Origin of the sequence: Sphingorhabdus sp. EL138, assembly GCF_945862485.1 — a bacterium.
Classification (GTDB): Bacteria; Pseudomonadota; Alphaproteobacteria; order Sphingomonadales; family Sphingomonadaceae; genus Sphingorhabdus_B.
This window is the reverse complement of the sequence record NZ_CAMAYF010000025.1, coordinates 1-26,590: the sequence shown is the minus strand read 5'-3', so window position 1 is coordinate 26,590 and position 26,590 is coordinate 1. Positions and strand designations below refer to the sequence as shown.

Genomic DNA, 26,590 nt, shown 5'->3' with positions numbered 1-26,590 from the left:
CGCGCCGATCATGACCTTGTCAAAACTAACCAACGCCACCCGCAAACCCATGCGTGCCCCAACAGCGGCTGCCTCCGTGCCCGCATGGCCGCCACCCACAACAATGATGTCAAAATCGGTTTTCATGCGTCGCGCATATACCAACTATGTCCGCTGGTCAAAAAAAGAGTGCTGTTCTGTTTCACGTGAAACAGACTATTTGCCTACGCAGAATTTTCCAAAGACAGTGTCGAGAAGATCTTCGGTATGGGCGCGTCCGGTCAGGGCATCGAGCGCGAGTCGCGCTTGCCGCAAATTTTCCGCGATAATCAGCCAGTCTTCGGATTCACCGCACGCCGCAAGCGCAGTCGCGGCATCAGCCAAAAATGCACGTTGCCGCGCATTGATGGCAAACTGATCCGGCGGCGGGAGAAGCGTTTTGGCCCGTGCCGCCACGATTTGGAGAAGCTCAGCTATTCCTGCGCCCGTCTGAGCGGACACAGAAATAGCGTCCGTAGACTTTAACGGACTTTCTGCCACATCATTTTTCGCTGATATTTCAATGAGACTCGGGTGTATGGGTCCCGCACCTTCCGGACCAAGCCATAACAATATGTCTGCCTGCTGCATTGCGGCGTGGCTTCTGTCGATGCCAATGCGTTCGATGACGTCAGCGCTATCATCGCGCAACCCAGCGGTGTCTGTGAACAGCAAAGCCACGCCTTCAACCGCCACAGGCACTTCAATCATATCGCGCGTAGTTCCGGCAAGATCAGAAACAATGGCCGCCTCGCGCCCGACCAACGCATTCAACAAAGTGGATTTGCCGCTATTGGGCGGGCCGGCCAAGACGATGCGTAACCCGTCTTTTAACTTTTCGGCAGGGGGACTGGCCAGCAATTGCACTATTTTCTGCCGTAATTCCGCACAACCATATTTAATTACTATATTATTTTGTGATTCTACGTCGCCCTCATCCGAAAAATCTAGCTCCGCTTCGGTGAGCGCAGACAATCGGAGCACATCTTGCCGATATGCGTCGATGGCTGCGCTAAAGGCCCCGCCGAACATCTTGGTGGCTGAGCGGCGTTGCCATTCGGTTTCGGCGGCCAACAGATCCGCCAATCCTTCGGCTTCATTCAAATCCATGCGTCCATTGGTAAAGGCGCGTCGGGTGAATTCTCCCGCCTCGGCGCGCCTTGCTCCGGAAAAATTGGCGATCGCATGTTCAAGGGCACGCACCACGGCGCGGCCACCATGCAGATGGAGCTCCACCAGATCCTCGCCCGTGGCTGTGTCTGGGCCAGGAAAAACAAGCACCAGCGCCTGATCTAATATTTCTTGCGTGTCCAGCGAACGCAGGGTGCATACAGACGCCCGGCGCGGTGGCGGGGTTCGTCCTGCCAGGCCTTGCAATATGTCAAAAGCAGAAGGTCCGCTAATCCGCATAATGGCAATAGCAGCCGGCGGCGCGCCGCTGGACAGCGCGAAAATCGTGTCAGCGGTTGTCATCCCAAAGCTATTTTTTGTCGTTCTTGTTCAGGCCAGACATTGCGGCCTTGGCGCCTGTTTCAATGAGTTGCTGAAACAATTGCAGTCCCATTTGGCCCATGGGTGCGATTTGCTTTCCCAGCTCCTGTAGCTGGTCAATGCCGCCCGCGCCGTTCATAAGGTTGGTGACCTTCTCGACATAAGCCTCATTTGCTTTGGTAACATCGGGAAGACCGAGCAACGCGCGGGCCTCTTCAGGGGAACAATCGATTTCAATGTTCATCTTCATGGGCCGCGCCCTCCTAATTGCCGATAAGATCACTATAAAGGCTAAGTCGAATCACGCAATTGCGGAGAATATCCGCCAAGGAGCATTATATGGGTGAATATGTGAAGATTGACGCGCTGGGCGAGGATGCGCTGTTTCCTGCCTATGTCGCCGTGCCATCTAGCCACGCGCGTGCCGCGATTATCGTTATTCCAGAGATATTTGGTGTGAATGCCGGCATTCGACAGAAATGCGATCTGTTGGCAGGTGCCGGTTATCTCGCGGTCGCGCCCGACATTTTCTGGCGCTTTGCTCCGGGGGTGGAACTCAATCCCGATATCGAGGCGGAGCTTCAAGAAGCGTTCGGCTATTTCGGGCAATATGATGCCGATGATGGTGTGCGCGATATTGAGGCGGTGATCCACGCCACCCGCTCTGGCCTGTCTGGCCAAGCCCCGCTCGAAAAAGTGGGTGCTGTCGGATATTGTTTAGGTGGTCGGCTTGCCTATATGGCAGCCGCACGGACCGACATCAGCGCTTCGGTGGGCTATTATGGCGTCATGATCGACCAGATGTTGGACGAAAGCCACGCCATCGCCAATCCGTTGATGCTACATATTCCAACCGCGGACCATTTTGTCGGGCCAGAGGCGCAGGCCGCGATTCACGCCGGCCTTGGTAATCACCCCAAGGTGACGCTGCATGATTATGAGGGCCTTGATCATGGCTTCGCAGCCGAAATGGGCAATCGCCGGGACACCGAAGGCGCAGAATTGGCGGACGGACGGACAGCGGCCTTTTTCGCCGCGCATTTGGGCTGAAAAAATAAGGGCTCCCTTCGCAGGAGCCCTTATGCATTACAAGCCAGCAAAGCTCATGGCGTAAGGCTGCACTTCCATCCAGCCTTCGACTATCATCTTGCCCGCAACATAGACGATCACCACCAGGCCAACCCAAGCGATCCAGCGATACCGCTCAATATATTGGGCAATGATATTCGCGGCGATGCCCATCAATGCGACCGCAAAAATAAGCCCGACAATCAGGATTCCGGGATGTTCGCGCGCGGCCCCTGCGACCGCCAGAACATTATCGAGGCTCATCGACACGTCGGCGACTGCAACGCCCCATGCGGCACCCGCAAAGGTTTTGGTCGACTTTATGCCCGAATGCTCGTCACCCACAATTTCAGGGGAACCAGAGGATTCACCGGCATGGCCCTTAATGTCGCGATACATGCGCCAGGCGACCCACAGCAGCAATAAGCCACCTGCGAGCACCAAACCGACGATACCCAGCAACCATGTCACCATCAGCGCAAAGATGATGCGTAACACCAAAGCCGCAAGAACACCGATGAGGATAACCTTCTTACGCTGATCCGCAGGCAAGCCAGCCGCCAAAGCGCCGACAACAACGGCGTTGTCGCCAGCGAGCACGAGGTCGATCAACAACACTTGAATGAAGGCCGCAAAAGCCGCAGGTTCGGTGATGTTGGAAAAATCCTTGATGATGGCCGCCCAAATATCGGCGGGCCCACCCAGGTTGGTGACGGTCGACGCGACCAAGAGAAAATCAATCACAAAGGATCTCCGAAATAACTGACAGATGGCATAGGATCATAGAAGCGATGGAGCAAGTAGGTTCCTGCAGCTACCACGGCTGGCCGGACTTCAATGCTGACAAAACCCGGTGATGCTGAAATCAACGGCTTTGCTTCTACCATTGCTGCTTCAAACGCCAGTTCCTCGCCTTGGCGAACAGACAGCAAAGCATGCTCGATAATCATTAAACGTGCTTACTGGTTCATCGAGTCAAAAAAGTCTTCGTTGGTCTTCGAATCCTTCATTTTGTCGAGCAGGAACTCCATCGCGTCGATGGTGCCCATTTGCATGAGGATGCGGCGAAGTACCCACATTTTCTTGAGCTTGCTTTCCTCGACCAGCAACTCTTCCTTACGCGTACCGGATTTGCCGACATCCAAGGCTGGGAAGATGCGCTTGTCAGCGACCTTGCGATCCAGCACGATTTCGGAGTTACCCGTACCCTTGAATTCTTCGAAGATAACTTCGTCCATGCGGCTGCCGGTGTCGATCAAAGCGGTCGCGATGATGGACAAGGACCCACCTTCTTCGATGTTCCGCGCGGCGCCGAAGAAACGCTTTGGACGTTGCAGCGCGTTGGCGTCGACACCACCGGTCAGCACCTTGCCCGATGATGGCACAACGGTGTTATAGGCGCGGCCAAGGCGGGTGATGGAATCGAGCAAGATGACAACGTCATGCTTATGCTCAACCAGACGCTTTGCCTTTTCAATGACCATTTCGGCGACTTGCACGTGGCGCGTCGCGGGCTCATCAAAGGTGGAAGATACAACTTCACCCTTCACCGAACGCTGCATGTCGGTGACTTCTTCAGGCCGTTCGTCAATCAGAAGAACGATCAAGAATACCTCGGGATGGTTTTCGGTAATGGCGCGCGCGATATTTTGTAGCAGCACCGTCTTACCCGTGCGTGGCGGCGCAACGATCAAGGCGCGCTGGCCCTTGCCCTGCGGGCTGACGATATCAATGACGCGCGCAGACTTATCCTTGACGGTTGGATCAAGCGAATCCAGCGTGAGCTTTGAATCCGGATACAGCGGCGTGAGGTTATCAAAATTGACGCGGTGGCGGACGGCGTCAGGATCATCAAAGTTGATTTTCATCACCTTGGTCAGGGCAAAATAACGCTCCCCATCCTTAGGTGCGCGAATTTCGCCTTCGACAGTATCGCCTGTGCGCAAACCAAATTGGCGTACCATGTTCGGCGACACGTAAATATCGTCCGGACCTGCCAAATAATTGGCTTCCGGTGAACGCAAGAAACCGAAGCTGTCGGGCAAAACCTCAATCGTGCCAAGACCCATGATCTGTTCGCCGTCTTCGGCAAGCTCTTTCAGGATCGCGAACATCAGATCCTGCTTACGCAAGGTCGATGCGCCTTCCACACCAAGCTCTTCAGCCATCGATACGAGGTCAGCGGGATTTTTGCTTTTCAGCTCTTTCAAATGCATAGATAATTCCGTTGGATGGACCGTGAGTCCGCATTGTGAATGGGCAAACCGCCCGTTATGAAAACCGGATTAAAAAAGACAACCGGTCGAATAATGAAAAGTTGGTGGCGCGGTTGTTGTGAGGGTCGCGCCTCTTGCCCAGGTCGGGCTTGACGACATAAATACGCAGTGGCGGTGGCCGCGTCAACCGTTCTGAAAATACCCTTAGAAAACAGTCTTAAAACGGCTTAGCGACAACCAATATGACGATAATCGCGGACGCAACACCGGGGACTTCGTTCAAAAGCCGCAATTGCTTACCCGTTAGCTGCCGTTCCCCGCGCGCCAGTTTCTTGGCGTAGCCGACAGTCCAGCCGTGATAAGCCGACAGTCCCAAAACAAGCAACAATTTGGCATGGAACCAACCTTGCGCCATGGCGCCAATATTCCACGCCAGTACCAGTCCCAAGACCCAGACCACAATGATGGAGGGGTTGAGTATGATTTTGATTAGCTTGGATTCGCGGTCCACCCATTTGGCAGCCTCTTCGGATCCTTCTGCGCTTTCCTGATGATAGACGAAGAAGCGCGGGATCATGAACAAACCCGCCATCCAGAAAATGACAAAGATAATGTGAGCGGATTTCAGCCAAATATAAAGCACAGATAGAGTTTCCGTCATAAAAACGACCTTTATGGGCTAAGCCTTGCGGACCAGATTAATAAGTATTTCAACATTTTCAATGGGGGTATCCGGCAATATGCCATGTCCAAGATTGAAGATATGTGGCCGGTCTTCAAACGCGCTGAGGATATTCTTCACGGCGTCTTTCAACACATCACCGCCAGCAATCAATGCCAGCGGGTCAAGGTTGCCTTGCACAGGCAGTCCCTTGGGTAATTCGCGGTTTGCCCAATGCGGATCAACGGTTTCATCCAATCCTAAAGCGTCCACGCCCGTTCCTTCGGCATAAGCTGCAAGCTTGCCGCCTGCACCTTTAGGAAAGCCGATGATAACAGCATTGGGATTGCGCGCCTTTAACCGGCGGACGATTTCGGCATTGGGGGCAATGACCCATTTTTCGAATTGCGCGGGCGACAATGAGCCAGCCCAACTGTCGAACAATTGCACGGCATCAACACCGGCATCAATCTGATCACCTAAATAATCGACGGTTGCGGAAATGATGGCATCGATGAGCGCGCCAAAACGTTCAGGCTCCGCATGGGCCATCCTGCGGGCCTCTGCTTGGTCTTTGCTACCCTGACCATGCACCATATAGGTAGCGACCGTCCACGGGCTTCCAGCGAAGCCCAGGAAGGTTGTTTCGGGTGGAAGCTCTGCTGACACCTTGCGCACCGTATCAATGACGGGAACAAGCCGCTGCGGTGCTGGCACAAAATCCTCAAGCCGCGATTCCGCTAGGCGCGGTGCAAGCCGAGGACCCTCACCTGTTTCGAACCAGAGATCCTGACCCATGGCATGTGGGATTACCAGAATGTCGGAAAACAGAATTGCACCGTCAAATCCAAAGCGCCGGATCGGTTGCAAAGTAATTTCACACGCCGCATCGCTATCATAGGCCAGCGCCAGAAAACCGCCTTTTTCCGCACGCAATGCACGATATTCTGGCAGATACCGGCCCGCTTGGCGCATGAGCCACATCGGCGGAATTGTTTCTTGGTTACCCCGCAGGACGTTTAAGAGTTTTTTCGGGCTTTGCGCAGACATAGAAACGAGAGATCCAATCAAAATATATATTTATATAAAGGATGATGAAAGATGATGCGCTGTTGATATTTGGGGCCTTAAAAGCTTTTGCGGATATTGCCAACATCTTGACGCGTGTGGACGCACGGGTGGAAACAGAGTCGCAAATTTATTCCCCATTATCCACAAGCTGTGCATAATGGAATGTGCCTGTGGACAGGCTGTGCCCGAATCGCGCGGTAAATTCGGGGTAATAAGCAAGAATGCACGACCTAAAACTTGTCCCTTGATTTATCCCCAGCCTACCAACATGACTGTCAGTCATGAGTCAGCGCTTTCATTTACATTTATTGTCGGACTCTACCGGCGAAACTTTGGAAAACATCGCCAAAGCGGCATTGGCGCAGTTTGACGGCACAGAGGATGTGGTCAAGCATTTCTGGCCCATGGTGCGTTCGGAAAGCCATTTGGACCGGATATTGACGGATGTGGCTGCTAATCCGGGGCTTGTTCTGTTCACTCTGGTGAATCGGGATATACGACGCAAATTGGAGACGAGATGTAAGGTTTTGGGCTTGCCCGCGGTTGCTGCGCTCGATGCAGTGAGTGACGCGATGTCAAACATGTTGGGCCAGGAAGCTAAAGCACGCCCCGGTCGGCAACATGTTATGGACGCTGCCTATTTCGCGCGGGTTGATGCGATCCAGTTCACTATTGCCCATGACGACGGCATTAATGCCCAAAATTGGGAAGAGGCGGACATTGTGTTGGCGGGGGTATCGCGGACCTCAAAAACGCCCACAAGCATTTATCTCGCCAACCGAGGATATAAGACGGCGAATATCCCGATCGTGCCAGAATCGCCACCACCAATGATATTGTTCCAACTGAAGCACCCCATGGTCATTGGCCTTGTTACCAGCGCAGAGCGTTTGGTTCAGGTGCGACGCAACCGCTTGCTTTCCCTGAACCAGTCACCAGATACAGATTATGTTGATGAGGAAAAGGTGCGCGCTGAAGTCGCCCATGCGCGGCGTATGTTTGCAGACAATGGCTGGCCAGTATTGGACGTAACCCGCCGGTCAATTGAAGAAAGTGCTGCGGCGATTATCAATTTATTCAACGAACGCGAACTGGCGCAGGTAGTGGCTTCGTGACTCTTGTCCTTGCATCACAAAGCGCGGGCCGGATCGCGATGTTGAACGCCGCTGGCGTGTCGGTACAAGCGGTTCCGGCCTTGGTTGATGAACAGAGCATCAAAACATCATTGGCCCAGGCGGGCGCCAAGCCGCGTGATATTGCCGACGCCCTGGCAGAAGCAAAGGCGCGCAAACTGTCGCGCAAAATGCCAACCGCGATGGTGTTGGGATGCGACCAGATTTGCGTTGGTCCCGATGGACATATTTTTGACAAACCCGAAACGCCGGACGATGCGCGCGCGCATCTAGCGCAGCTTTCGGGCAAGGTGCACCGGCTCATCAGCGCGGCTGTTATTTGCGAGAATGGCGAACCCGTATGGCGTGTTATCGACACCGCCCAAATGACGATGCGCAGCTTAAGTCCGCAATATATCGACGATTATGTCGAAACTTATTGGGATAAAATCCGCCACTGCGTCGGCTGTTACCGGATTGAAGCCGAAGGCGCACAATTGTTCGCAAGCGTTAGCGGCAGCCAATTTACGATCATCGGAATGCCATTGCTTCCGCTGTTGGATTATCTGCGCGTGAAAGGCCTTTTACCATCATGACTTATTATGCTGAAGTGATCGGACAACCGATATCGCATTCCAAATCGCCGCTAATTCACAATTTTTGGCTCCAACTATTGGGCATGGTCGGCGATTATCGGGCGCATGCGGTGCTACCCGATGATCTGGAGCGTTATTTCGCTGAGCGCGCGGCCGACGCCGCATGGCGTGGGTGCAACATCACGATACCGCATAAGATTGCAGCGCTCGATTTTGTCGCCGACCCCGGCGATGTGCGCAGCTCGATCGGGGCGATTAACACGGTCTTTCGCAATGATGCCGGCGCGCTTGTCGCGACCAATACCGATGTTGGCGGCTTTTATGGCCCCATCGCGGATATCCCCATTGCAGGTGAAACGGCTGTTGTCATCGGTGCAGGCGGGGCGGCGCGCGCTGTTCTTTTTGCCCTTGCGCAGGCGGATATTGGCGAAGTCGTTTTGGTTGCACGCAATGGTTTGAAGGCGGCGGGCTTGCTCGCGCATTTCGGCTTGAAAGGCAAAGTGATTGGTTTTGACGCGCGCTTGCCGGATGCCGCGTTGCTGGTGAATGCAAGCCCCTTGGGAATGGTCGGGCAGGAAACACTTGAGATTGACCTGTCACCTTTGCCTGAACATGCCATTGTCTATGACCTCGTCTACGCGCCGATAGAGACACCATTGTTAAAGGCCGCGCGCCTGCGCGATCTGGAAACGGTCGATGGCCTTGAGATGCTGGTGGGGCAGGCGGCGATCGCGTTTGAATTGTTTTTCGGCGTTGCGCCGCCCGAAGATAATGAGGATGCATTGCGAGCATTGTTGTTGAAATGAAAAAACCGATGATCATTGGCCTGACAGGCTCGATTGGTATGGGCAAATCCGCTGTTGCGGCGATGTTCGCTGACGAAGGTGTTCCGGTTTTTGATGCCGATGCCACGGTGCATGACCTGCAAAAGGCTGGCGGTGCGCTTGTGCCGGCCATTGAATCGGCCTTTCCCGGAACGACTGGACCAGATGGCGTTGACCGTAAAGCGCTTGGTGCTGCTGTTTTTGGCGACCGAGACCGGTTGGCACTGTTGGAATCGATTATTCATCCCGCCGTAGGCGAACGCCGAAAGATGTTTCTGGAATCACATCAAGGTAGAGACATGATTTTATTCGATATCCCCTTATTGTTTGAAAAGGGCGGACAGGCTGGGGTCGATACGGTTGTCGTTGTAAGTGCACCTGCCCCGGTTCAACGGGAACGTGTGCTCGCACGGTCGAATATGACCCCAGACAAGTTCGAACATATTTTGGCGCTACAAATGAACGATGCCGACAAGCGCGCGGGCGCGGACCATGTGATCGATACTGGCAAGGACATTAAAGAGACTCGGGCCGATGTGCGCGCTCTTGTCAAAAAGCTGCGGGCAGGACTTGCATAAGCCATTAAATAGGCTCACATCTATACATAGAATGCGCGAAATAATATTCGATACGGAAACAACTGGCTTTGATCCTGCAACGGGGGATCGGATGGTTGAAATTGGCTGCATAGAAATGGTCAGCCGAGTAATGACGGGTAAGCATTACCACGCCTATTTCAACCCGCAGCGCCCGATGCCAGCCGCTGCCGAACAAGTACACGGCCTTTCGGACCGTTTTCTGTCTGACAAGCCGACTTTTGGCGAAAGGGCGGATGAGCTGCTTGCATTTTTGGGCGACAGCCCACTCGTCGCGCATAATGCCAGCTTTGATTTTGGCTTTCTCAATCACGAATTGCAGCATTGCGGTCGCCCACCTGTGTCGATGGACCGTATGGTTGACACAGTGGCCCTGGCACGGGTTAAAAATCCAGGCGCAAAGCTGTCCTTGGACGCTTTGTGTACCCGTTATGGCATCGACCGTAGCCACCGGGTAAAGCATGGCGCGTTGCTGGATGCCGAATTGCTGGCGCAATTGTATATTGAACTGACTGGCGGTCGGCAAATTGGCCTTGGCCTCTCTGACGATGATGGTTCCAATAAAATAACAGGCCAAATAGACGTTAACAGCATTCAGACAACAAAGATATTTCGGGCTGCGCGCACACATTCTGCCTCAGCGGAAGAATTGGCGCGCCATGCCGAATTTGTGGCAAAGATTAAGGACGCACTTTGGCTCCAGCCGGGGTCAACGCTTTAACAAAAAGGAGACAGGCATTGGACATCAGGGTTTCAGGACATCAGGTCGACACCGGTGCAGCGCTCCAGACCCATGTGGAAACACGACTTGGTTCCATCGCCGAAAAATATTTCTCCAAAGCCTTGTCATCACACGCGACTTTTGGCCGTGCGCCGCATGACGGCTTTACAAGCGATATTGTGATGCATGTGATGCAGGGCCTCGTGCTGAAAGGTCGCGGCGAAGCGCAAGATGCACATATTGCCTTTGACCGCGCCGCAGAACGTATTGAGAAACAATTGCGCCGTTACATGCGCAGACTGCAAGATCGTCATGTGCAAACCGCTTATGCAATGGCGCAAGAGGTAGCCGCATATACCGTGTTTGATGCAGGTGATGGTGAGGAGGAAATGCCATTACCTGATGCGCCAGTAATTGTTGCGGAAATGCGTGTAGATATTCCTGAATCAACGGTCTCCGATGCGGTTATGTTAATGGATTTGCGCAATACCCCAGCCTTGTTGTTCAAAAACACTGGAACTGGGCGACATAATATGGTTTACCGCCGCGAAGACGGCACGATCGGGTGGGTTGAACCAAAATCTGCACCTTAGACCTCGGCTGACGTAAATTAATTTTCTATATAAATTCAAATATTTAAGGATTGCGCCACCGGTCGCACCGGGTGCTTTTGAACAAAATATGATTAGACTTTCTACCAGGCTCGTTGAGGGAGCCGTTGCTGCTGACTTGCTATGTTCGGGAAAATCCGACCTGTTGGTGCAGCTATCGGCTATCGCGGCTAAAAATTATTTTGTCGACGCCGATGCTGTTCTGGACGGCATGATTGAGCGCGAGCGACTTGGCCCGACGGGTTTTGGCGGCGGAACAGCGATTCCGCATTGCAAGGTGTCGGGTATCGACATTCCTGTGGCCGTGTTTGTCCGACTTTTGAAGCCGGTGCCTTATGATGCTGTCGACGATGAGCCGGTTGATCTGGTTTGCGCGTTGGTTTCACCGGCGCAGGACGGTGCCTCGCATTTGCGTGCATTGGCAGAGGTTTCACGCCTGTTTCGCGACGAGAAATTCCGCGCGCAATTGCGCGGTGCCGCAGATTCGTCAGCGATGTTTGCGGTGTTGACCTTATCAGAAGAGCGTGACGCCGCTTGATTGAGCCGCGGCTTGCCAGCGGTGTTCTTATCTCCGCAATCAAGCGCATGGTGGAAACCGAGGGTGACTTCGCAACCGTTCTGAAAAAGGGCGATGCGGTGTCCGGTGCCATATTGCTCATCGGGCAGGTTCGTGGTGCCGACCCCAAATTATACGAACGCTATCCCTCATTAGACGGCCAGACTGCCTGGCAGGCGATAGATTTGAAGGAATCTAGCGGGGATGCGGTGCAGGATTATTGGCAAAAACGATGCGCGCGCGATCCGGATTTGTGGGTTTTTGAACTGGATGTCGCGTCCGGAGCACGGTTGGACGGACTTCTAACCATGTTTATTTGACTTTGCGGCGCCGCGCCATAGATGCGCATCCATCGAGTAGCGAAGGTTGTCATATAGGGCACAAATGAGGTGGCCAGACAAACACGCGAGTCGGAGACAACAAAAGACGAACAATGATAAAGTGATAGAGTTTCGTCTGCTGCTGCCGCCGCTTTAATGTATAGTTCATGTTGAAATTTTTTCGGGCTGCCTCTTTGGTAGCCGTATCTTGTACCCTGGTTTCCTCAGTCATTGCCGCCGGTTCCGGGGCTGCTATCGGGAATAACCAACGCGCACAGTTAAGTGCCGATACCACCACCAACGACCCTATGCAGACCACCGCCGAACAGGCGCAGTTGGATCTGGCGAAAAGCGGTAAAGTGACGGCGACGATCGCCGACAATGGCGACATTATATATGTTCCAAGCAACGGCATTATGCCAAAATTGCCTCTAAACCCAACCGATGCAGATGCGGCAACCGCATCGTCACTCACAGATCTCGTGCGCACGCAAGCTGTCGATGACAGCTTAAGCAACGAAGAGCGGTGCCTTGCCAGCGCGGTCTATTTCGAAGCCAAGGGCGAATCGCTTGCCGGCCAATTGGCTGTGGCACGCGTGGTGTTGGCCCGCGCGAATTCGGGTCGCTTTCCCAGCACATTATGCGGGGTTGTCTTCCAAAAAGGTCAGTTTTCCTTCGTTCGTGGCGCAAGCTTGCCGCCTATCCAAACGGGCAGCATGCATTGGCGCAACGCCGTTGCGATCAGCAACATTGCGCTCGACAATAAATGGAAAAGCCCCGTGGAGGGCGCATTGTTCTTCCATGCGCGCCATGTTTCGCCTGGCTGGCGTTTGACGCGACTTGGCAGCGTAGACAATCATATCTTCTACCGCTGATCATAGCGACCAGTATGAACGATAAGGGCCCCATATGGGGCCTTTATTTTGTTCGATGTTTGTTCTACGCTTGAAGAATGGATCAAGCCCTTTATTCTTCATCTATTTCCGGTGCGTCTGCGGTCGCACGGGGCGTTTCGCGGTTGTTTCTGCGCAACCAGATTGTGGTGCAGCCCGAGGTCAGCCTGCGTAACAATCGCCGCGCTGATCTTATGGGCCTCAGTAATAAAGGCGAGATTATCATCGTCGAAATCAAATGTTCGCGCGCCGACCTTTTGGGCGATCAGAAATGGCCGGAATATCTGGAATATTGTGACCGTTTTTTCTGGGCAGTGCCGGCCGAGTTTGACATTGGCCCGCTGCAAAGCGTTGCATTCATGCCCGAACGCGCTGGGTTGATTATTGCCGACGCCTATGACGCGGAAATCGCGCGGCCGGCCGGATTGACGCCGCTCGCCCCGGCACGCCGGAAAACCGAAACGCAGCGGCTTGCGCGGTTGGCCATGCGCCGCTTGATGGGGATCGCTGACCCTGAGTCCGCGCTGTCCGGATTTGAATTCGAATAGGTCCTGACCCTAGCTTGCTTTTTTGGGGTTATACCAAATGGGTGATGAATACGCCCGCTCCTGCGCCTTTAACTCCGTCCCCGGCAGCAATTTCGCACCATAACGCAAGGCATCAAACAACACCCAGCGAGGTGTCGGAATTTCGATGACCCGAACATAATAAAATGCACGGACGTTGCGGTTAAATTCCGGATCGGTCCACACCGTCCGCAATTCCGGATCGCCAATGCTGTTGGTATAGCTGGCCTTCGCAATGTTGACGGTGTCGCCGACCTTGGGGACTTTGCCATTGGCGCCCTTGCGTCGTTTGTCGGCATCACCCCAGACAACGTCAAAGACCTTCTCTTGCAATGCGCCGGAGGAATCTACCCAGCCTTTGACGACTTGAACGCGATCGAGATTTGCCCCCATCGGGTCTTTCAACGCCGAAATCATGAACTTTGGCGCGCCGTTGCCGGACTTAAGGTCTGCGCCCATGGGCACGCCCTTGGCATATCCGGCCTTTACCCAGTCGCCTGCGAAATCCTTTTCATTGAAATCCCAGCCGCCAAAGAAACGCACTTTCATCCGCGGGCCCGTTGTGGCGTACACTTCGCGCTGCGTCATTGCGTCAAATATCGCGGCCCGTGTATTGGCTGTGGCCCATACGGCGGCATAGCCACCCGCCAGATAGTGCCAACCAATACGTCCTTTCCGAGTGCCGAGATTTTGGGCCTGCGCAGCGCGGTCGGCGTTAGGTTCGCCGCCTGAATGCTTGCCAAAAAAGTTGTCTTCGTCGCCAGTGGCCAGCGCGGTATGACTGTCGGTTGATCCGATGACCCCGAATTTATAGGGGTTCACGCCAGTGCGCGCTTCAATCGCCAAACCACGCTTCAACGCCTCACGAATATATTCGCCGGCATAATCCTGCGGCTTCTTCGCGGCCTGCATGGTCAAATTGCCAAGGTCCCAACCCGCGGTGCCGAAACCGGAAAACTCGTCGTTCGGCGACAAAAACGGGTGCGATTCACTATCGCCTTTGATTTGGGTGATTTCGGTCACTGGCTCGCGCGCGGCGCGCCGGCGTGCATAGGCTGCGGTCATGGGACCACCGCCGGGACCAACCAGTTCGAACATCAAGCCATTGGACAGGTTGCTGTTATGCGGGATCGCCAGCACCTTGCCGCCAGTGACCTTCTCATAATTGTCCATATAGTCCCACAATTGGCTGACCGGCGTGTCGCCTTGGCCAGGGTCGTAGGGCAGAACCTTGTCGGTGCGGCTTTTGCCGTCACGGAACATGACGACGCGGTGCAAATTGTTGCCGCCGGGCATCAACGTATATTCAAAACCCATGAAGGCCGAGAACTTTCCGGGTTCATTATAGCGTTCGACAAGCGTGCTATGACCTGTCCAGATATTGGTTGCTGTTTTGCGTTGCCTTTCGGGATTGGTCAGCGCAGCGGGAAGCGTGTTGCGGCCCACGCGGTCGATGAGTTCGCCGGTCACGCGCTGCATGCCCTCTTGCCCCTTATGCATTTCGGTGTGCCAACGCTTCAGCGTTGGGTCGCGGACGAGAAATCCGAGCGCATCTTACAGAGCCTTGGTTGCCCCAAGTCCGCCGGAGTGATCGGCGATCACAAGGAAATCAAGCGGACGTTCCAACTTGGCTTTCATCCCACCAGTAGACGTAACCTCTTCCCCTCGCGCAAAACGAAGCGCTTCTTCTGGTCCAAGCTTTACGCCAAAGCCAAAGGCGTCGATGGAATTGGAGGTATGAAGATGGGTGTCGCCCCAAAGCAACGTGTTGGCAGGGCCAGACGTGACTTCGGCATCGGACGATATTTGCGCCGTGCGTGAATCGTCCATGATGCTTTTGTCGCGATATTGCTGCCACCCGTAGGTTAAACCTGCGCCTATCGCTACGACGGCAACGCTGCCCAATATGATCTTGCGTATTCTGGCCATTTTCAACTCCCCTTAAACGAAAATGCGACGGAAAATCGCGCGGGTCAAGACGGCGTTATATTCCGCTACGTCAGGGGTTGTTTCATACTCCAAATGAAACCTGATGGACGGGCATCGTCAATCTCAGCCAGCCCTATTTTCTGGCTTTCGGATCCTAATATCGACTCTATCCGATAGGTACCAAATAAGCGGTCCCAAATCGTCAGGGCGAAACCGAAATTATGTTTCTGTTCATCAACCAAAATACTGTGGTGGACCAGATGCATGTCCGGTGTCACCAAAAACAGCCGTAATATGCGGTCAAGCTTGCGGGGCAGACGGATATTGCTGTGATTGAATAAAGCATTGGCGTTGAGCCATGTTTCAAATGCCAAAGCGACCAGCAAGGGCACGCCAAGCAAAGCGACGATCGCGGATTTATAGAATGTCGACAAGATCAGTTCGAACGGGTGGAACCGCAATGCCGTGGTCACGTCCAGATCACGATCACTATGATGCACAGCATGGATACGCCAGAGCAACGGGCTGCGGTGCATCAAAAAATGCTGAAACCAGACCGCAAAATCGAGAATGACAAAGGCGATTGCGGCTTCAACCCAAAAGGGCAAGGCCGCCAGATTCAGCGCGCCAAAATGATGCACATTGGCCCAATTTGCAGCCACGCCGACCACGACCAAAAAGGACAAAAATCGGCCCATAATGGCGTTGCTGAGGAAGAATAATGCGTGCGTTCGCCATCGTGGATTTCGGCCTAATACCAACGCGCGACGCGGCCAAATCGCTTCGACGCTTGCGAGCAGCACAAGCAGCAAGGCGGGGATGGCTATCGCATAGTGGCCAAGCCCCGCCTGTATCATGGGCGTTATGCGTCCGCCTGTTCAAGGAAGGGATAATCGGTATATCCTTCCGCAGCGGGCGCATACCAGGTCTTGAAATTATCGGGCGTCAGTTCCGCGCCAACGCGCAACCGTTCCACAAGGTCGGGGTTGCTGATGTACGGACGGCCAAAGCTAATTGCGTCGGCAAGGCCCGAGGCCAAATCGGCGTCTGTTAATTCCTTGGTATATTCTTGGTTGAGAACCAGCGGGCCTTTGAATATTTTCCGGATTTCAGGCGACACGCGCGGCACTTCGGTTCGTCCGAAATTGCCATAAGGTTTGATTTCGCGCAGCTCGAGGAAGGCGATGCCGATATCCTGCAACGCGGCGGCCGCAGCGGTGAACAATGCAACGGGGTTGCTGTCGTTCGCCCCTTGGGTCTCGCCATTGGGGGACAAGCGCACCGATGTCCGATCCGCGCCCACGGCGTCCACAACGGCTTGTGTCACTTCGCGCAGCAAGCGGATGCGATTTTCGATTGGGCCTCCATAATCGTCGGTACGCAAATTGGTGTTGTCGCGCAGGAACTGGTCAATCAGATAGCCATTGGCTGCGTGAATTTGCACACCGTCAAAACCTGCGGCCATCGCGTTTTTCGCAGCGTTTACATAGTCCGCAACGATGCGCGGCATTTCTGAGATATCCAGCGCGCGGGCTTCGGTATAATTTTTCTTGCCCTCTGCCGTATGTGCATAACCAGGCGCCGTGGTGGCCGAAGCCGAAACGCATGGCGCGCCACCCAGGAAATCCGGATGCACAAGACGGCCCATGTGCCACAACTGCAGGATGATCCGTCCGCCCGCGTCATGAACAGCTTGCGTCACGGGTTTCCATGCTGTGATTTGCGCGTCGGACCAGATGCCGGGCGCCGATGGCCAGCCAAGGCCTTCTTGGCTAATGCCGGTTGCTTCGGCGATGATCAGGCCTGCACTGCTGCGCTGGCTGTAATATTCTGCCTTTAGGTCTGACAAAGGCACATGTCCGCCTTCACTCCGTCCCCGCGTTAACGGCGCCATCAATATGCGATTAGGTGCGGCGATGGCACCAAGTGTAATTGGGTCGAACAAAGTTGCAGTCATAGGATTTCTTGTCATTAAGGCGATGCTTTGATGCCAAGATGCGGATGAAAGTTGCAAATTGCAACGGGGGTTTATGCAGCAGAAGATTTTCCATCAGCAGTCGCCAAGCCTGCTTGCCTTTGCCGCGTTGCTTGCGGGCAATATCGCGATTGCTTTTGGCCCGCTGCTTGTGCGCTATGCTGATAGCGGTCCGATTGCGACGGGCTTCTGGCGCTTGGCACTCGCTACGCCGTTTTTGTTCTTCGTTGGCTATCGTTTCGGGTTTCGCTTTTCGGCGGTCAGCCGCCCGACCTATTGGGTTGCTATCGTCGCGGGGCTGTTTTTCGGCGTTGATATCATCTTGTGGCATATTGGCATTTTTCAGACAAAAATGGCCAATGCGACACTGTTCGCCAATTGCGCGAGTCTCTTGTTGGTCATTTATGGCGTCATTGTCGCCCGCAAAATGCCGTCAAAATGGGAGGGCATGGCCGTGCTGTTCGCTTTTGTGGGCGCGGCATTATTGATGGGACAAAGCCTTGAGTTGTCGCCGCGCCACTTTTCCGGCGATCTTTTGTCGCTTGGCGCTGGGCTGACCTACACCGTCTATTTGGTGCTGATGATGAAGATGCGGCAAAACACCGAAAGCTGGGGCGCACTTGGCATGGCCAGTGCCATTGCGGCAGTTGTCCTTTTCATCGGCGCCTTGTTTGCAGGGGAACAGATCATCCCCACGGTTTGGTGGCCCGTCCTGCTGCTCGCCTTTACCTCGCAATTTTTCGGCCAAGGTTGCCTTACATATGCTTTGCCGCATTTCAGTCCGCTGGTGATTGGCTTGGCCTTGCTTTTGCAACCCGCTTTGTCCGCGACGGCTGGCTGGTTGGCCTTTGGTGAGATGCTAACCGCGATGGATTTTATGGGCAGCGCGCTGATCATGATCGCGTTGGTTCTTGTGCGTAAGCAATAGACCTTTTCTTGAACGCACCGAACGCCTACATATCATTCATGTCTAAAAACGCTCTTTCCGCTGTCCCGACGCTCGACGAAATTCGCGTCGCCCTTGCGCCCGTCATTGGTCGCCATGCCGGCTTTGACGGATGGTCCGAAGCGGCCGTTCATGCCGCTGCTGATGAGGTGGGTGTGGACCGCGACGTTGCTGTGCTGGCGTTTAAGGGCAAGGCCATCGACATGATTGACGCGTGGGTCGAAGGCGTTGATCTGGAACTCGCCCGCCGCCTGCCAGCCGAAAAACTAAATGCGATGAAAATTCGGGACCGGATCACTGCATTGTTAGCTACGCGGTTGGAGATCATGGCGCCGGACCGCGAATCGCTACGTCGTGCGCTGGCGATCATGGCGATGCCACAAAATCTGCCGCGGGCTGCAAAAATGGGATGGCGGTCGGCGGATCGCATGTGGCGGCTGGCGGGCGATAGCGCCACGGACCTCAACCATTACACCAAGCGTATGACGCTGTCAGCGGTATATGGAAGCACCTTGAGCGTTTTCGTCAATGACGACAGCGAAAACTTTGCCGACACACGCGCTTTTCTGGACCGTCGGATCGACAATGTGATGCAGATTGAAAAGGTCAAATATCAGGCGAAACAGCGCCAAGAATATACGCCAAGTCTCTCGCGATTCATTGGCCGTCTGCGCTATCCCGCGCGTTAACGCAAATCGCTATTGATGTTATTGCGAATCTTTTGCAAATAGCGTCCGTGCAACTTGACCACCTTCCGCTGAATCAAATCGCCGTCATTCGGTCCATTGATTGGGAATCCTTGCCCGATCAAGAGGGGCATCGTTTGCGCTCGCTGGGTTTCGAGCCTGGCGTGACAATCGAGGCATTGCATAAGGGCATATTTATGTGGCGTGACCCATTGGCGGTCCGCGTTGGCCGCATGACTGTCGCGTTGCGCACGAATGTTGCCGCCGCGATTGATTGCGAGTTATCCGTATGACGCAAATGCCGCCTCTGGTCGCATTGGTTGGCAACCCCAATGCCGGCAAAAGTGCATTGTTTAATGCATTGACCGGCGCGCGGCAGAAAATTGCCAATTATCCCGGCGTGACAGTCGAACGTAAATCGGGTCGCGCGTCCTTTGCCGATGGGCGTGCGGTCGAAATGATCGACTTGCCCGGCGCATATAGTCTGGATCCCGACAGCCTTGACGAAGCCGTCACGCGCGATGTTGTCTTGGGCAATCTTTCGGGGCACCGCCGCCCTGACGCTTTGGTGATCGTGCTCGATGCGGGCAATCTGGACAATCATTTGCGCTTTGCGCTTGAACTGATTGCGCTGGGCCTGCCGACGGTAGTTGCGCTGAATATGATCGATCTTGCGGAGCGCGATGGCCTTCGGCTCGATGCGCAGGCACTGGCCCGCGCGCTTGGCGTGCCGGTGATTGAAACCGTCGCCGTGCGCCGTCGTGGGCTTGAACCCTTGATGTCCGCGCTTGATGGCGCGCTCAAAAATCCTGTTGCGCCAATTGAACCCGTGGCGACATCCTTTGGCGCTCAGAATCAGCGCGCACGTGACATTGCCCGTTCGGCCATCATCAGCGAAACCGCAGGCCGCCAATGGACACGCAGGCTGGACGCGATCCTGCTGCATCCGGTGGGCGGCGTCGTCATATTGCTGGCGCTCTTGTTCCTGATGTTTCAGGCGGTGTACGGATGGTCCGAAGCGCCGATTGGTTGGATTGAAAGCGGTTTTGCTTTGCTCAGCGATGGCATCAAAAATGCCATGCCCGACGGATATCTGCGCTCGTTTTTGACCGATGGCGTGATCGCCGGCGTCGGTTCCGTGGTCGTATTCTTACCGCAAATTCTGATCCTGTTCCTCTTCATCTTGTTGCTTGAGGCATCGGGCTACATGACCCGCGCTGCCTTTGTGATGGATAGGATGATGGCAGCCGTCGGCCTCTCGGGACATAGTTTCATTCCTTTATTATCGTCCTTCGCTTGTGCCATTCCGGGCATCATGGCGACGCGGACAATCATGGACCAAAAGGAGCGGCTGGCGACGATCCTCATCGCGCCGTTGATGACCTGCTCGGCGCGTCTGCCGGTCTATACCGTCATCATTGGCGCGTTTATTCCGGCGTCCAGCGTTGGCCTCGGCATCGGGCTTCAGGGGCTTGTCCTGTTCGGCCTATACATTGCAGGCATATTAGGCGCGATGCTGGCCGCAGCAGTCATCCAACGCTTTGTGACGCAAAGCCGTACGAGCAGTTTCCTTATCGAAATGCCGCGTTACCAATGGCCGCGCCCTGGTGATATTGCGATCAACCTATGGCAGCGCGCATGGGTGTTTTTGCGCCGCGCAGGGACGATCATCTTTGCCGCCACGGTTATCTTGTGGGCGCTATTGAGCTTTCCTAAGGCACCTGAGGGCAGCAATGTGTCGCAAGTCGAATATTCGGTTGCTGGCCGCATTGCCGACGGGCTTGAACCCATTGTTCGCCCGATTGGGTTCAACCATGATATTGCTCTTGCGCTCATTCCGGCAATGGCTGCGCGCGAAGTTGCGGTATCGGCACTCGCCACAGTCTATGCCATTGACGCTGCGGATGAAGACGCCGCCGCAACCAGCCTTGGGCCAAAGCTTGCGGCGGACTGGTCGCTGGCGACGGCTTTGGCTTTCCTCGCTTGGTTCGTTTTTGCGCCGCAATGCATCTCAACCATTGCTGTGACACGGCGGGAAACCAATGGCTGGAAATGGCCGATCTTCATGGTCAGCTATCTTTTTGCGCTGGCATATGCGGCTGCTGGGATTACATATTGGACAGCGCGTTCCTTCGGCTTATAGCGGTCTGATAGAAAATTTTATTCAAAGGACGGGAACATGGCGGGAAGCGTCAATAAAGTCATCATCGTTGGCAATTTGGGCGCGGATCCTGAAGTCAAATCATTCCAGAACGGCGGACGCATCTGTAATTTGCGCATCGCAACGTCGGAAGATTGGAAAGACCGGACCACGGGCGAGAAGAAAGAACGTACCGAATGGCATAGCGTTGTGCTCAATTCGGATGGCCTTGTCGGCGTGGCCGAGCGCTTCTTGAAAAAAGGTAGCAAGGTGTATATTGAAGGCCAATTGCGCACGCGTAAGTGGCAGGATGCATCTGGCAATGACCGTTACACGACCGAAGTATCGGTGGCTGGTTTTGATGGCAAGTTGGTGATGCTCGATGGCCCCAAGGGTGGCTCAGGTGGAGGCGACGGCTGGAGCAGTGGCGGCGCATCCGGCGGCAACAATTGGGGTGCAAGCGGTGGCAGCAGCGGCGGCAGCGCAAGTTCGGGCGGCTTTGGCGGCGGCGACTTTGACAATGATCTTGACGACGACGTACCGTTTTGATTGCACATGAGGGGCAATGAGCAGGGGCCATGATGAAAAAAGCAATCTTGGTCCTTGTTCTGCTTGGCGCGCTCGTCGCCTATTTCGTTTTCGATCTTGGCCAGATTCTAAGCCTCGAAAACTTTAAGGCCAGCCAAGTGGATATCGTCGCGGCGAAGGACGCCAATCCCGTTCTCTATGTCACAGGGTTTTTCATCTTATATGTCGCGGTGACGGGGCTTTCTATACCCGGCGCTGCAATCATGACATTGATTGCGGGCGCGTTATTTGGTGTGCTGGTCGGCACAATCATCGTTTCCTTTGCATCCACGATAGGCGCGACTTTGGCATTTTTGAGCGCGCGTTTCGTGCTGCGCGATTGGGTGCAGGGCAAATTTGGCGAACGTCTGCGCGCGATTGATGAAGGCCTTGAAAAGGATGGCGCCTTCTATCTCTTTACGCTGCGCCTGATTCCCGTGTTTCCATTTTTCGTGATCAATTTGCTGATGGGCCTGACGCGGATAAAAACGCGGACATTTTTCTGGGTCAGCCAATTGGGCATGTTGCCTGCGACCATCGTGTTCGTGAATGCGGGTACGCAGATCAGCTATATTGAAAGCACCGCTGGCCTGTTGTCGCCGACGCTGATCGCGTCTTTTGTCGCGCTTGCCCTCTTCCCTTGGGCGGCCAAGGGCATTGTCGCTTTGGTGCAGCGCAGCCGTGGCTGAAAACTGGCAAAAACCCAAAAGGTTCGACCGCAATCTTATCGTGATTGGCGCTGGCTCTGCGGGCCTCGTCTCGGCCTATATCGCGGCCATGGTGAAGGCCAAGGTGACGTTGATTGAAGCGCATGAGATGGGCGGAGACTGCCTGAACACCGGATGCGTGCCTTCGAAAGCGTTGATCAAAAGCGCCAAAGTTGCGCATCAAATTGCCGATGCCGCGCGCTTTGGCATTGACGTTGGCGCACCCATTATTGACTTCCCCGCCGTCATGCGCCGCGTGCGGGACGTCATCACCGCGATTGAACCACATGACAGCGTTGAACGCTTTACAGGCCTTGGGGTCGATTGTGTAAAGGGATATGCGCGCTTCATCGACCCATGGACGGTCGAGATTGACGGCGCACGGCGATTGACAGCAAAGTCGTTCATTATTGCCACAGGCGCAGCGCCCTTTATTCCGGCTTTGCCCGGTGTTGAGGATAGCGGATACCTGACCAGCGAAACATTATGGGACGCCATGGCCGCACGGTCCGCCGCGCCAGCTCGGCTGGTCATCTTGGGTGGCGGGCCGATCGGCTGTGAACTGGCGCAAGCGTTTCAGCGGCTGGGTTCGCAGGTTACGATTGTCGAAATGGCCGAACGCTTGCTGTTGAAGGAAGAGGCTGATGCCGCGGCATTGGTGACGGCGCGCCTCGAATCCGAAGGCGTATCCGTCCGCAACAACCACCGCGCGTTGCGGTTTGCGGCGGGCAAGAATTTGGTCGTTGCGGGACCGGACGGCGAAACCACAATTGCCTATGATGACATTATCATCGCGGTCGGGCGCAAACCTCGCATTGCAGGCTTTGGTTTGGAAGCGCTGGGTCTGATCGTCGATGGGCGGCTAGAAAATGACGCATTTCTACGTACCAACTTGCCACATATTTTATGCGCGGGCGATGTCGCGGGGCGGCAACAGCTTACCCATGGCGGCAGTCACGAGGCTTGGTATGCCAGCGTGAATGCGTTGGCGCGGCCCTTCAAAAAATACCGCACCGATTATCGCGTCCTGCCGCGCGTGACCTATACTGAGCCGGAGTTGGCGACGGTGGGTCTGACGCAAGCCGAAGCTGAAGCGCAGGGCCTTTTTTTTGATATCACGCGGTACGATTTGGATGACCTTGACCGCGCCATTGCCGAAAGCGAGGCGCATGGCTTTGTGAAAATCCTAACCGCGAAGGGTAGCGACCGGATATTGGGCGCGACAATCATTGGCCAGAATGCGGGCGAAATTCTTGCCGAGGTTACCTTTGCCATGAAGCACAATATGGGCTTGCGCAAAATCCTCCAGACCATTCACCCTTATCCCACTTGGGCGGAAGCGAACAAATATGCCGCGGGGCAATTTGGGTTGGCGCGCAAGCCTGTGGGCTTGTTGAAATGGGCAGAACGCTGGTTCCGCTGGCAGCGCGGTTAGCGGAAGCTTTTTGCCGCGAGAATGAAACGCTGCACGACCGTCAGCAGGCACAATGCAGCGAAGATAATCGCCAGCGTCGGGAAAAAGCTTGGGAACAGGCAGAAGAGCGCAAAAAACGCTATAGTCTCGCCGCCCTCCATCAATCCGGTTGAGTATAAAAATGCCTTGGGCCCATGCGCGCCTTCGTCGCGCGCGCGTCGCGCGGCAATAGCAGCAAAGGCGAGAAAGCTGACAGCGGTCAGGGTGAAGCTCGCGACCAATAGCAAAGCAGGTATGTGGTTGACGGGGTCAATGAACCCGAACGCGACAGGTATCGAGATATAGAAAATATAATCGCAGATGGTGTCGAGATAGCCGCCCAATTCGGTCGGACCATTGATGCGCGCCACCGCGCCATCCAGCCCGTCAACAATCCGGTTCAGCAGGATAAAGCCTAAAGCCGCTATGAAATTTGACTGGGTGACGAAAAAAGCAGCGCCGAGCGCAAGCCCTGCGCCGCTGATGGTCAACATATTTGCCGACATGCGTGTGTTGGCCATCCAGCCCGCTACGCGGATAAGTGCAGGGTCGACGAACCGGCGTAGGGCCACATCAAACATGGCGCGCACCTGTCATTTTTTGGCCAATAAGTCCTTAAGGCCAGCTAAAGCGCCTGTCGGGATCACATCTTCCTCGCTTTTTACGCCAGCAGCCTTGAGCATTTTCTCCGCCTCCGGACTGCGCGGATAGGGGTTCAGCGCAAGGCCAAGCGATTGGGCCACGGCCTCGCCCAGATCAATGGTCTGGCCATCATGGAACATCGTGTCGCAATCGTCGGCTTCCAACTCAAGCTCAACTTCGCCGTTCACAACAGGTTCGGGGATGAAACGGATATGTATAGCCTCGTCCATTTTGGCAGGAACAGGGTCATGCGAGGCAATGCAATATTGCGCAAGGTCCGCGGTGAAGCGGCCCGTTGCGACAACGCCTTCTGCGTCAAAAGCGAGAGATATTTCCGCCTGTAACGACACCAATGCAGCCAAATCAAAACGCGCCATCAGGCCAGCGCGCGCCGCATCGTCCGCCGACAGTTGCAGTTTGCGGCTGTGGCTGCCAACTTCAGAAAGCTTGATGACATGGCTGAACTCATTCGTGGTCACCATTTGGCGTCGCCCTCCACCAACTTGTCGGACAGTTGCGATCCCAGCGCGCGTTCGACATCAAGCAAGCCCAGACGTGTATGCGCAAGCGCCTCTGGCGATGGTGCAACGCTGCGGTAGAGGTTGCGGACCAAGGCATCGTCAAGGGCGCTATGATCGCTCATCGCCGCCCGCAATGCGCCAAGCCTGCCGCCAACGGCGCTCATAATCTGGCCAATATGCTTGCCGACAATCATGTCGCCAATGCCAACCTCGCGCAGTTGCCCGTCCATGTCATCGACAAAAACCTCCGTCAGCCGCGCCATATCAAGCGCGTGGAGGTTGCTTTCTTCAAGCCGCAACAAGACGAGCGATAATATCGTGGCCACCATGTCGAACCTGCCATCAAGGCTGTCCGGCACTTGGCCTTCGATATACCAATGCGGTTCGCGTGCTTTGGCCACAATCTGGTTATACAAAGGGACAAGCTTCATTTTGGGGTCAGGTTGCCCGTTGCCGAACAGTCGTTTCAATAATGTCATAACGGCGTTTTCATCCTTACTCATCGGGCATTCATCTGGGATTGCATATTGATATTGCGCCTTAAGGATGCAATGGCAAAGGCCCAAGTTTAGTGGATTAGCGGAGAAGTCTATGCGCGCATCGCAAATTGCCGGTCTTGCAACATTGATTGCCGCATTGACGTTGTCCACGGGATGCACCCGCCTGCGCTCGCATCAGGGTTATATTGGTGATCAGACTTTGCTGAGTTCGGTTCAGCCGGGCGTCGATAACAAGGAATCGGTTCAGGCATCGCTTGGCCGCCCAACCTTTGTCGGCCAGTTTGACCAGAATGACTGGTATTATTATTCACGTGACGCCAAGCAGTTGGCATTTTCGCAGCCAAAGGCCGACAAGCAATATGTGCTAAAGGTTCGTTTTGACCCCGCAGGCAACGTCGCGTCGATCTCCCAAACGGGCACGGAATTGATTTCAAGCGTCAGCCCGATAGGTGACAAAACGCCCACATTGGGCCGGAACACCAGCTTCTTTGAAGAAATTTTCGGCAATATCGGTGCCGTTGGAGCCGGGGGCGCTCAGGGCGCAACGCCGAACAGCCCGAACTGAGTCTTTAGTGGCTTTGGTGGCCACTTAAAGATTCACCTTCACTCCGCAATCCCCGCAGCCGCCAAGACCGCGAGCGTAACCAAATCGCTCGTGCTTGATGCCATGGTTGCGACTTGCACTTGCCGTTCGATGCCCAGCAGCATCGGGCCAATGACCTGATCCCCGCCCAATTCGCGCAGCAACTTGGCCGAGAGGTTTGCTGACTGAAGCCCGGGCATGATCAGAACATTCGCGGGGCCGGACAGGCGGCAGAATGGGTAGTTTTTCATCAGCGCCGGGTTCAACGCAACATCCGGCGGCATGTCGCCTTCATATTCGAAATCGGGTCGGCGCACGTCCAACAATGCAACGGCGTCGCGGATATTGTTGAGCCACGTTCCGGCAGGATTGCCGAAGGTTGAAAATGACAAGAACGCCACGCGCGGCACATGGCCCATGCGGCGGGCGACAGCTGCGGTCTTTTCGGCGATGTGCGCCAATTCTTCTGCAGTTGGGCGTTCGTTCACTGTCGTATCGGCAATAAACGTCGTGTGCGTTTTGCCGACCATGACGTGAATGCCAAAGGGCACCGCATCCTTTTTCGGATCAAGCACGCGACGCAATTCGCCCAGTGTCTGGCTAAAGGTGCGGGTAACGCCC

33 protein-coding genes and 1 pseudogene are annotated in these 26,590 nt (G+C 54.9%); 19 read left to right on the top strand and 15 right to left on the bottom strand.

All coding sequences use genetic code 11. The features are described 5' to 3' along the window. The 3 genes from Q0O33_RS09305 to Q0O33_RS09295 form a co-directional block, all read right to left on the bottom strand. Positions 1-144, bottom strand: a 144-nt coding sequence (locus tag Q0O33_RS09305; protein ID WP_295498708.1) for an FAD-dependent oxidoreductase, incomplete at its 3' end; no start/stop codon positions are given. A 51-nt stretch (positions 145-195) separates the two neighbouring features. Next, positions 196-1,491 carry a tRNA uridine-5-carboxymethylaminomethyl(34) synthesis GTPase MnmE gene (mnmE, locus tag Q0O33_RS09300; protein WP_295498706.1) on the bottom strand — a complete coding sequence of 432 codons (1,296 nt, stop codon included), beginning with the start codon at positions 1,489-1,491 and terminating at the stop codon, positions 196-198. Between the two features lie 7 nt (positions 1,492-1,498). Then, on the bottom strand, positions 1,499-1,759 hold the full coding sequence (locus Q0O33_RS09295; RefSeq protein ID WP_295498703.1) for a DUF6489 family protein: 261 nt from the start codon (positions 1,757-1,759) through the stop codon (positions 1,499-1,501). Positions 1,760-1,848: 89 nt separating this feature from the next. Between Q0O33_RS09295 and Q0O33_RS09290 the strand changes: the two genes are divergently transcribed. Beyond that, positions 1,849-2,559 (top strand): dienelactone hydrolase family protein, encoded by a 711-nt coding sequence (locus Q0O33_RS09290; protein WP_295498700.1) that lies wholly within the window; start codon positions 1,849-1,851, stop codon positions 2,557-2,559. A 36-nt stretch (positions 2,560-2,595) separates the two neighbouring features. Here the strand turns inward: Q0O33_RS09290 and Q0O33_RS09285 are convergent, their stop codons facing one another. The 5 genes from Q0O33_RS09285 to hemE form a co-directional block, all read right to left on the bottom strand. Further along, entirely contained in the window at positions 2,596-3,321 is a 726-nt protein-coding gene (locus Q0O33_RS09285) for a YjbE family putative metal transport protein (protein ID WP_295498697.1), read from the bottom strand. After that, positions 3,318-3,527, bottom strand: coding sequence for an antibiotic biosynthesis monooxygenase (locus Q0O33_RS09280; protein ID WP_295498694.1), 210 nt, complete (start codon positions 3,525-3,527; stop codon positions 3,318-3,320). The genes Q0O33_RS09285 and Q0O33_RS09280 overlap by 4 nt, the downstream gene beginning before the upstream one ends. A 9-nt stretch (positions 3,528-3,536) precedes the next feature. Continuing rightward, complete coding sequence (rho, locus tag Q0O33_RS09275) at positions 3,537-4,793, bottom strand: transcription termination factor Rho (RefSeq protein WP_295498691.1); 1,257 nt, start codon at positions 4,791-4,793, stop codon at positions 3,537-3,539. A gap of 217 nt (positions 4,794-5,010) precedes the next feature. Further along, complete coding sequence (locus Q0O33_RS09270) at positions 5,011-5,454, bottom strand: CopD family protein (RefSeq protein WP_295498688.1); 444 nt, start codon at positions 5,452-5,454, stop codon at positions 5,011-5,013. Between the two features lie 18 nt (positions 5,455-5,472). Continuing rightward, the gene (hemE, locus tag Q0O33_RS09265) at positions 5,473-6,504 is read right to left on the bottom strand and encodes a uroporphyrinogen decarboxylase (protein ID WP_295498685.1); all 1,032 of its coding nucleotides are present in this window, start codon (positions 6,502-6,504) and stop codon (positions 5,473-5,475) included. A 302-nt stretch (positions 6,505-6,806) separates the two neighbouring features. On the opposite strand from hemE, the gene Q0O33_RS09260 reads away from it, so the two are divergent. From Q0O33_RS09260 to Q0O33_RS09215, 10 genes are all read left to right on the top strand, one after another. Then, the gene (locus Q0O33_RS09260; protein ID WP_295498681.1) at positions 6,807-7,640 is read left to right on the top strand and encodes a pyruvate, water dikinase regulatory protein; all 834 of its coding nucleotides are present in this window, start codon (positions 6,807-6,809) and stop codon (positions 7,638-7,640) included. After that, a complete protein-coding gene (locus tag Q0O33_RS09255; protein ID WP_295498678.1) occupies positions 7,637-8,233 on the top strand; it encodes a Maf family protein in 597 nt (198 codons plus the stop codon). Before Q0O33_RS09260 ends, Q0O33_RS09255 begins: the two co-directional genes overlap by 4 nt. Continuing rightward, positions 8,230-9,039, top strand: coding sequence for a shikimate dehydrogenase (locus Q0O33_RS09250; RefSeq protein WP_295498676.1), 810 nt, complete (start codon positions 8,230-8,232; stop codon positions 9,037-9,039). Before Q0O33_RS09255 ends, Q0O33_RS09250 begins: the two co-directional genes overlap by 4 nt. Then, positions 9,036-9,635, top strand: coding sequence for a dephospho-CoA kinase (gene coaE, locus Q0O33_RS09245; RefSeq protein ID WP_295498673.1), 600 nt, complete (start codon positions 9,036-9,038; stop codon positions 9,633-9,635). Before Q0O33_RS09250 ends, coaE begins: the two co-directional genes overlap by 4 nt. A 31-nt stretch (positions 9,636-9,666) precedes the next feature. After that, a complete protein-coding gene (dnaQ, locus tag Q0O33_RS09240) occupies positions 9,667-10,374 on the top strand; it encodes a DNA polymerase III subunit epsilon (RefSeq protein ID WP_295498670.1) in 708 nt (235 codons plus the stop codon). A gap of 17 nt (positions 10,375-10,391) precedes the next feature. Beyond that, a complete protein-coding gene (raiA, locus tag Q0O33_RS09235) occupies positions 10,392-10,967 on the top strand; it encodes a ribosome-associated translation inhibitor RaiA (RefSeq protein WP_295498667.1) in 576 nt (191 codons plus the stop codon). An 88-nt stretch (positions 10,968-11,055) separates the two neighbouring features. Further along, positions 11,056-11,523, top strand: a complete 468-nt coding sequence (locus Q0O33_RS09230) for a PTS sugar transporter subunit IIA (RefSeq protein WP_295498665.1) — start codon at positions 11,056-11,058, stop codon at positions 11,521-11,523. Further along, positions 11,520-11,861 (top strand): DUF1491 family protein, encoded by a 342-nt coding sequence (locus Q0O33_RS09225; protein ID WP_295498662.1) that lies wholly within the window; start codon positions 11,520-11,522, stop codon positions 11,859-11,861. Before Q0O33_RS09230 ends, Q0O33_RS09225 begins: the two co-directional genes overlap by 4 nt. Positions 11,862-12,028: 167 nt before the next feature. Continuing rightward, complete coding sequence (locus tag Q0O33_RS09220) at positions 12,029-12,736, top strand: cell wall hydrolase (protein ID WP_295498659.1); 708 nt, start codon at positions 12,029-12,031, stop codon at positions 12,734-12,736. A gap of 77 nt (positions 12,737-12,813) precedes the next feature. After that, entirely contained in the window at positions 12,814-13,302 is a 489-nt protein-coding gene (locus Q0O33_RS09215; RefSeq protein ID WP_295498656.1) for an MmcB family DNA repair protein, read from the top strand. A 9-nt stretch (positions 13,303-13,311) separates the two neighbouring features. Here the strand turns inward: Q0O33_RS09215 and Q0O33_RS09210 are convergent. The 3 genes and pseudogenes from Q0O33_RS09210 to Q0O33_RS09200 all read right to left on the bottom strand — a co-directional run bounded on the left by Q0O33_RS09210 (position 13,312) and on the right by Q0O33_RS09200 (position 17,206). Continuing rightward, positions 13,312-15,150, bottom strand: a pseudogene (locus Q0O33_RS09210) (DUF3604 domain-containing protein). 164 nt (positions 15,151-15,314) lie between these two features. Then, positions 15,315-16,106 carry a sterol desaturase family protein gene (locus Q0O33_RS09205; RefSeq protein ID WP_295498653.1) on the bottom strand — a complete coding sequence of 264 codons (792 nt, stop codon included), beginning with the start codon at positions 16,104-16,106 and terminating at the stop codon, positions 15,315-15,317. A gap of 5 nt (positions 16,107-16,111) precedes the next feature. After that, the gene (locus tag Q0O33_RS09200; RefSeq protein WP_295498650.1) at positions 16,112-17,206 is read right to left on the bottom strand and encodes an alkene reductase; all 1,095 of its coding nucleotides are present in this window, start codon (positions 17,204-17,206) and stop codon (positions 16,112-16,114) included. Between the two features lie 73 nt (positions 17,207-17,279). On the opposite strand from Q0O33_RS09200, the gene Q0O33_RS09195 reads away from it, so the two are divergent. Genes Q0O33_RS09195 through Q0O33_RS09165 form a run of 7 tightly spaced genes read left to right on the top strand, consistent with a single transcriptional unit; the run spans position 17,280 to position 23,705 of the window. Next, positions 17,280-18,152, top strand: coding sequence for a DMT family transporter (locus tag Q0O33_RS09195; RefSeq protein ID WP_295498647.1), 873 nt, complete (start codon positions 17,280-17,282; stop codon positions 18,150-18,152). 38 nt (positions 18,153-18,190) lie between these two features. After that, positions 18,191-18,859: a COQ9 family protein gene (locus tag Q0O33_RS09190; RefSeq protein ID WP_295498645.1), complete on the top strand. Its 669-nt coding sequence runs from the start codon at positions 18,191-18,193 to the stop codon at positions 18,857-18,859. Between the two features lie 47 nt (positions 18,860-18,906). Further along, positions 18,907-19,149 carry a FeoA family protein gene (locus Q0O33_RS09185; protein ID WP_295498643.1) on the top strand — a complete coding sequence of 81 codons (243 nt, stop codon included), beginning with the start codon at positions 18,907-18,909 and terminating at the stop codon, positions 19,147-19,149. After that, positions 19,146-20,999, top strand: a complete 1,854-nt coding sequence (locus Q0O33_RS09180) for a ferrous iron transporter B (protein WP_295498641.1) — start codon at positions 19,146-19,148, stop codon at positions 20,997-20,999. Before Q0O33_RS09185 ends, Q0O33_RS09180 begins: the two co-directional genes overlap by 4 nt. Positions 21,000-21,035: 36 nt before the next feature. Next, positions 21,036-21,545 carry a single-stranded DNA-binding protein gene (gene ssb, locus Q0O33_RS09175; RefSeq protein WP_295498638.1) on the top strand — a complete coding sequence of 170 codons (510 nt, stop codon included), beginning with the start codon at positions 21,036-21,038 and terminating at the stop codon, positions 21,543-21,545. Positions 21,546-21,574: 29 nt separating this feature from the next. Continuing rightward, positions 21,575-22,252, top strand: coding sequence for a TVP38/TMEM64 family protein (locus tag Q0O33_RS09170; RefSeq protein WP_295498636.1), 678 nt, complete (start codon positions 21,575-21,577; stop codon positions 22,250-22,252). Next, complete coding sequence (locus tag Q0O33_RS09165; RefSeq protein WP_295498634.1) at positions 22,245-23,705, top strand: FAD-dependent oxidoreductase; 1,461 nt, start codon at positions 22,245-22,247, stop codon at positions 23,703-23,705. The genes Q0O33_RS09170 and Q0O33_RS09165 overlap by 8 nt, the downstream gene beginning before the upstream one ends. On the opposite strand, the gene Q0O33_RS09160 is transcribed toward Q0O33_RS09165, so the two are convergent. Genes Q0O33_RS09160 through Q0O33_RS09150 form a run of 3 tightly spaced genes read right to left on the bottom strand, consistent with a single transcriptional unit; the run spans position 23,702 to position 25,389 of the window. After that, a complete protein-coding gene (locus Q0O33_RS09160) occupies positions 23,702-24,304 on the bottom strand; it encodes a CDP-alcohol phosphatidyltransferase family protein (protein ID WP_295498631.1) in 603 nt (200 codons plus the stop codon). The two genes, Q0O33_RS09165 and Q0O33_RS09160, sit on opposite strands and share 4 nt — an antisense overlap. Before the next feature lie 12 nt (positions 24,305-24,316). Beyond that, entirely contained in the window at positions 24,317-24,847 is a 531-nt protein-coding gene (locus tag Q0O33_RS09155; protein ID WP_295498628.1) for a YceD family protein, read from the bottom strand. Continuing rightward, on the bottom strand, positions 24,841-25,389 hold the full coding sequence (locus Q0O33_RS09150; protein ID WP_295498625.1) for a ubiquinol-cytochrome C chaperone family protein: 549 nt from the start codon (positions 25,387-25,389) through the stop codon (positions 24,841-24,843). Before Q0O33_RS09150 ends, Q0O33_RS09155 begins: the two co-directional genes overlap by 7 nt. 88 nt (positions 25,390-25,477) lie before the next feature. Between Q0O33_RS09150 and bamE the strand changes: the two genes are divergently transcribed. Continuing rightward, entirely contained in the window at positions 25,478-25,951 is a 474-nt protein-coding gene (gene bamE, locus Q0O33_RS09145) for an outer membrane protein assembly factor BamE (protein ID WP_295498622.1), read from the top strand. Between the two features lie 38 nt (positions 25,952-25,989). Here bamE and Q0O33_RS09140 read toward each other — a convergent pair. Further along, positions 25,990-26,590: phosphate acyltransferase (locus Q0O33_RS09140; protein WP_295498619.1), on the bottom strand; the 601-nt coding region annotated here is incomplete at its 5' end.

What these genes read in the sequence shown, in the direction of transcription:
- mnmE (WP_295498706.1), bottom strand. Translation starts at nt 1,491, where the DNA reads ATGACAACCGCTGACACGATTTTCGCGCTGTCCAGCGGCGCGCCGCCG.
- Q0O33_RS09295 (WP_295498703.1), bottom strand. Translation starts at nt 1,759, where the DNA reads ATGAAGATGAACATTGAAATCGATTGTTCCCCTGAAGAGGCCCGCGCG.
- Q0O33_RS09290 (WP_295498700.1), top strand. Translation starts at nt 1,849, where the DNA reads ATGGGTGAATATGTGAAGATTGACGCGCTGGGCGAGGATGCGCTGTTT.
- Q0O33_RS09280 (WP_295498694.1), bottom strand. Translation starts at nt 3,527, where the DNA reads ATGATTATCGAGCATGCTTTGCTGTCTGTTCGCCAAGGCGAGGAACTG.
- rho (WP_295498691.1), bottom strand. Translation starts at nt 4,793, where the DNA reads ATGCATTTGAAAGAGCTGAAAAGCAAAAATCCCGCTGACCTCGTATCG.
- Q0O33_RS09270 (WP_295498688.1), bottom strand. Translation starts at nt 5,454, where the DNA reads ATGACGGAAACTCTATCTGTGCTTTATATTTGGCTGAAATCCGCTCAC.
- hemE (WP_295498685.1), bottom strand. Translation starts at nt 6,504, where the DNA reads ATGTCTGCGCAAAGCCCGAAAAAACTCTTAAACGTCCTGCGGGGTAAC.
- Q0O33_RS09260 (WP_295498681.1), top strand. Translation starts at nt 6,807, where the DNA reads ATGAGTCAGCGCTTTCATTTACATTTATTGTCGGACTCTACCGGCGAA.
- Q0O33_RS09250 (WP_295498676.1), top strand. Translation starts at nt 8,230, where the DNA reads ATGACTTATTATGCTGAAGTGATCGGACAACCGATATCGCATTCCAAA.
- coaE (WP_295498673.1), top strand. Translation starts at nt 9,036, where the DNA reads ATGAAAAAACCGATGATCATTGGCCTGACAGGCTCGATTGGTATGGGC.
- dnaQ (WP_295498670.1), top strand. Translation starts at nt 9,667, where the DNA reads ATGCGCGAAATAATATTCGATACGGAAACAACTGGCTTTGATCCTGCA.
- Q0O33_RS09230 (WP_295498665.1), top strand. Translation starts at nt 11,056, where the DNA reads ATGATTAGACTTTCTACCAGGCTCGTTGAGGGAGCCGTTGCTGCTGAC.
- Q0O33_RS09220 (WP_295498659.1), top strand. Translation starts at nt 12,029, where the DNA reads ATGTTGAAATTTTTTCGGGCTGCCTCTTTGGTAGCCGTATCTTGTACC.
- Q0O33_RS09215 (WP_295498656.1), top strand. Translation starts at nt 12,814, where the DNA reads ATGGATCAAGCCCTTTATTCTTCATCTATTTCCGGTGCGTCTGCGGTC.
- Q0O33_RS09205 (WP_295498653.1), bottom strand. Translation starts at nt 16,106, where the DNA reads ATGATACAGGCGGGGCTTGGCCACTATGCGATAGCCATCCCCGCCTTG.
- Q0O33_RS09200 (WP_295498650.1), bottom strand. Translation starts at nt 17,206, where the DNA reads ATGACTGCAACTTTGTTCGACCCAATTACACTTGGTGCCATCGCCGCA.
- Q0O33_RS09195 (WP_295498647.1), top strand. Translation starts at nt 17,280, where the DNA reads ATGCAGCAGAAGATTTTCCATCAGCAGTCGCCAAGCCTGCTTGCCTTT.
- Q0O33_RS09190 (WP_295498645.1), top strand. Translation starts at nt 18,191, where the DNA reads ATGTCTAAAAACGCTCTTTCCGCTGTCCCGACGCTCGACGAAATTCGC.
- Q0O33_RS09180 (WP_295498641.1), top strand. Translation starts at nt 19,146, where the DNA reads ATGACGCAAATGCCGCCTCTGGTCGCATTGGTTGGCAACCCCAATGCC.
- ssb (WP_295498638.1), top strand. Translation starts at nt 21,036, where the DNA reads ATGGCGGGAAGCGTCAATAAAGTCATCATCGTTGGCAATTTGGGCGCG.
- Q0O33_RS09170 (WP_295498636.1), top strand. Translation starts at nt 21,575, where the DNA reads ATGATGAAAAAAGCAATCTTGGTCCTTGTTCTGCTTGGCGCGCTCGTC.
- Q0O33_RS09160 (WP_295498631.1), bottom strand. Translation starts at nt 24,304, where the DNA reads ATGTTTGATGTGGCCCTACGCCGGTTCGTCGACCCTGCACTTATCCGC.
- Q0O33_RS09155 (WP_295498628.1), bottom strand. Translation starts at nt 24,847, where the DNA reads ATGGTGACCACGAATGAGTTCAGCCATGTCATCAAGCTTTCTGAAGTT.
- Q0O33_RS09150 (WP_295498625.1), bottom strand. Translation starts at nt 25,389, where the DNA reads ATGAGTAAGGATGAAAACGCCGTTATGACATTATTGAAACGACTGTTC.
- bamE (WP_295498622.1), top strand. Translation starts at nt 25,478, where the DNA reads ATGCGCGCATCGCAAATTGCCGGTCTTGCAACATTGATTGCCGCATTG.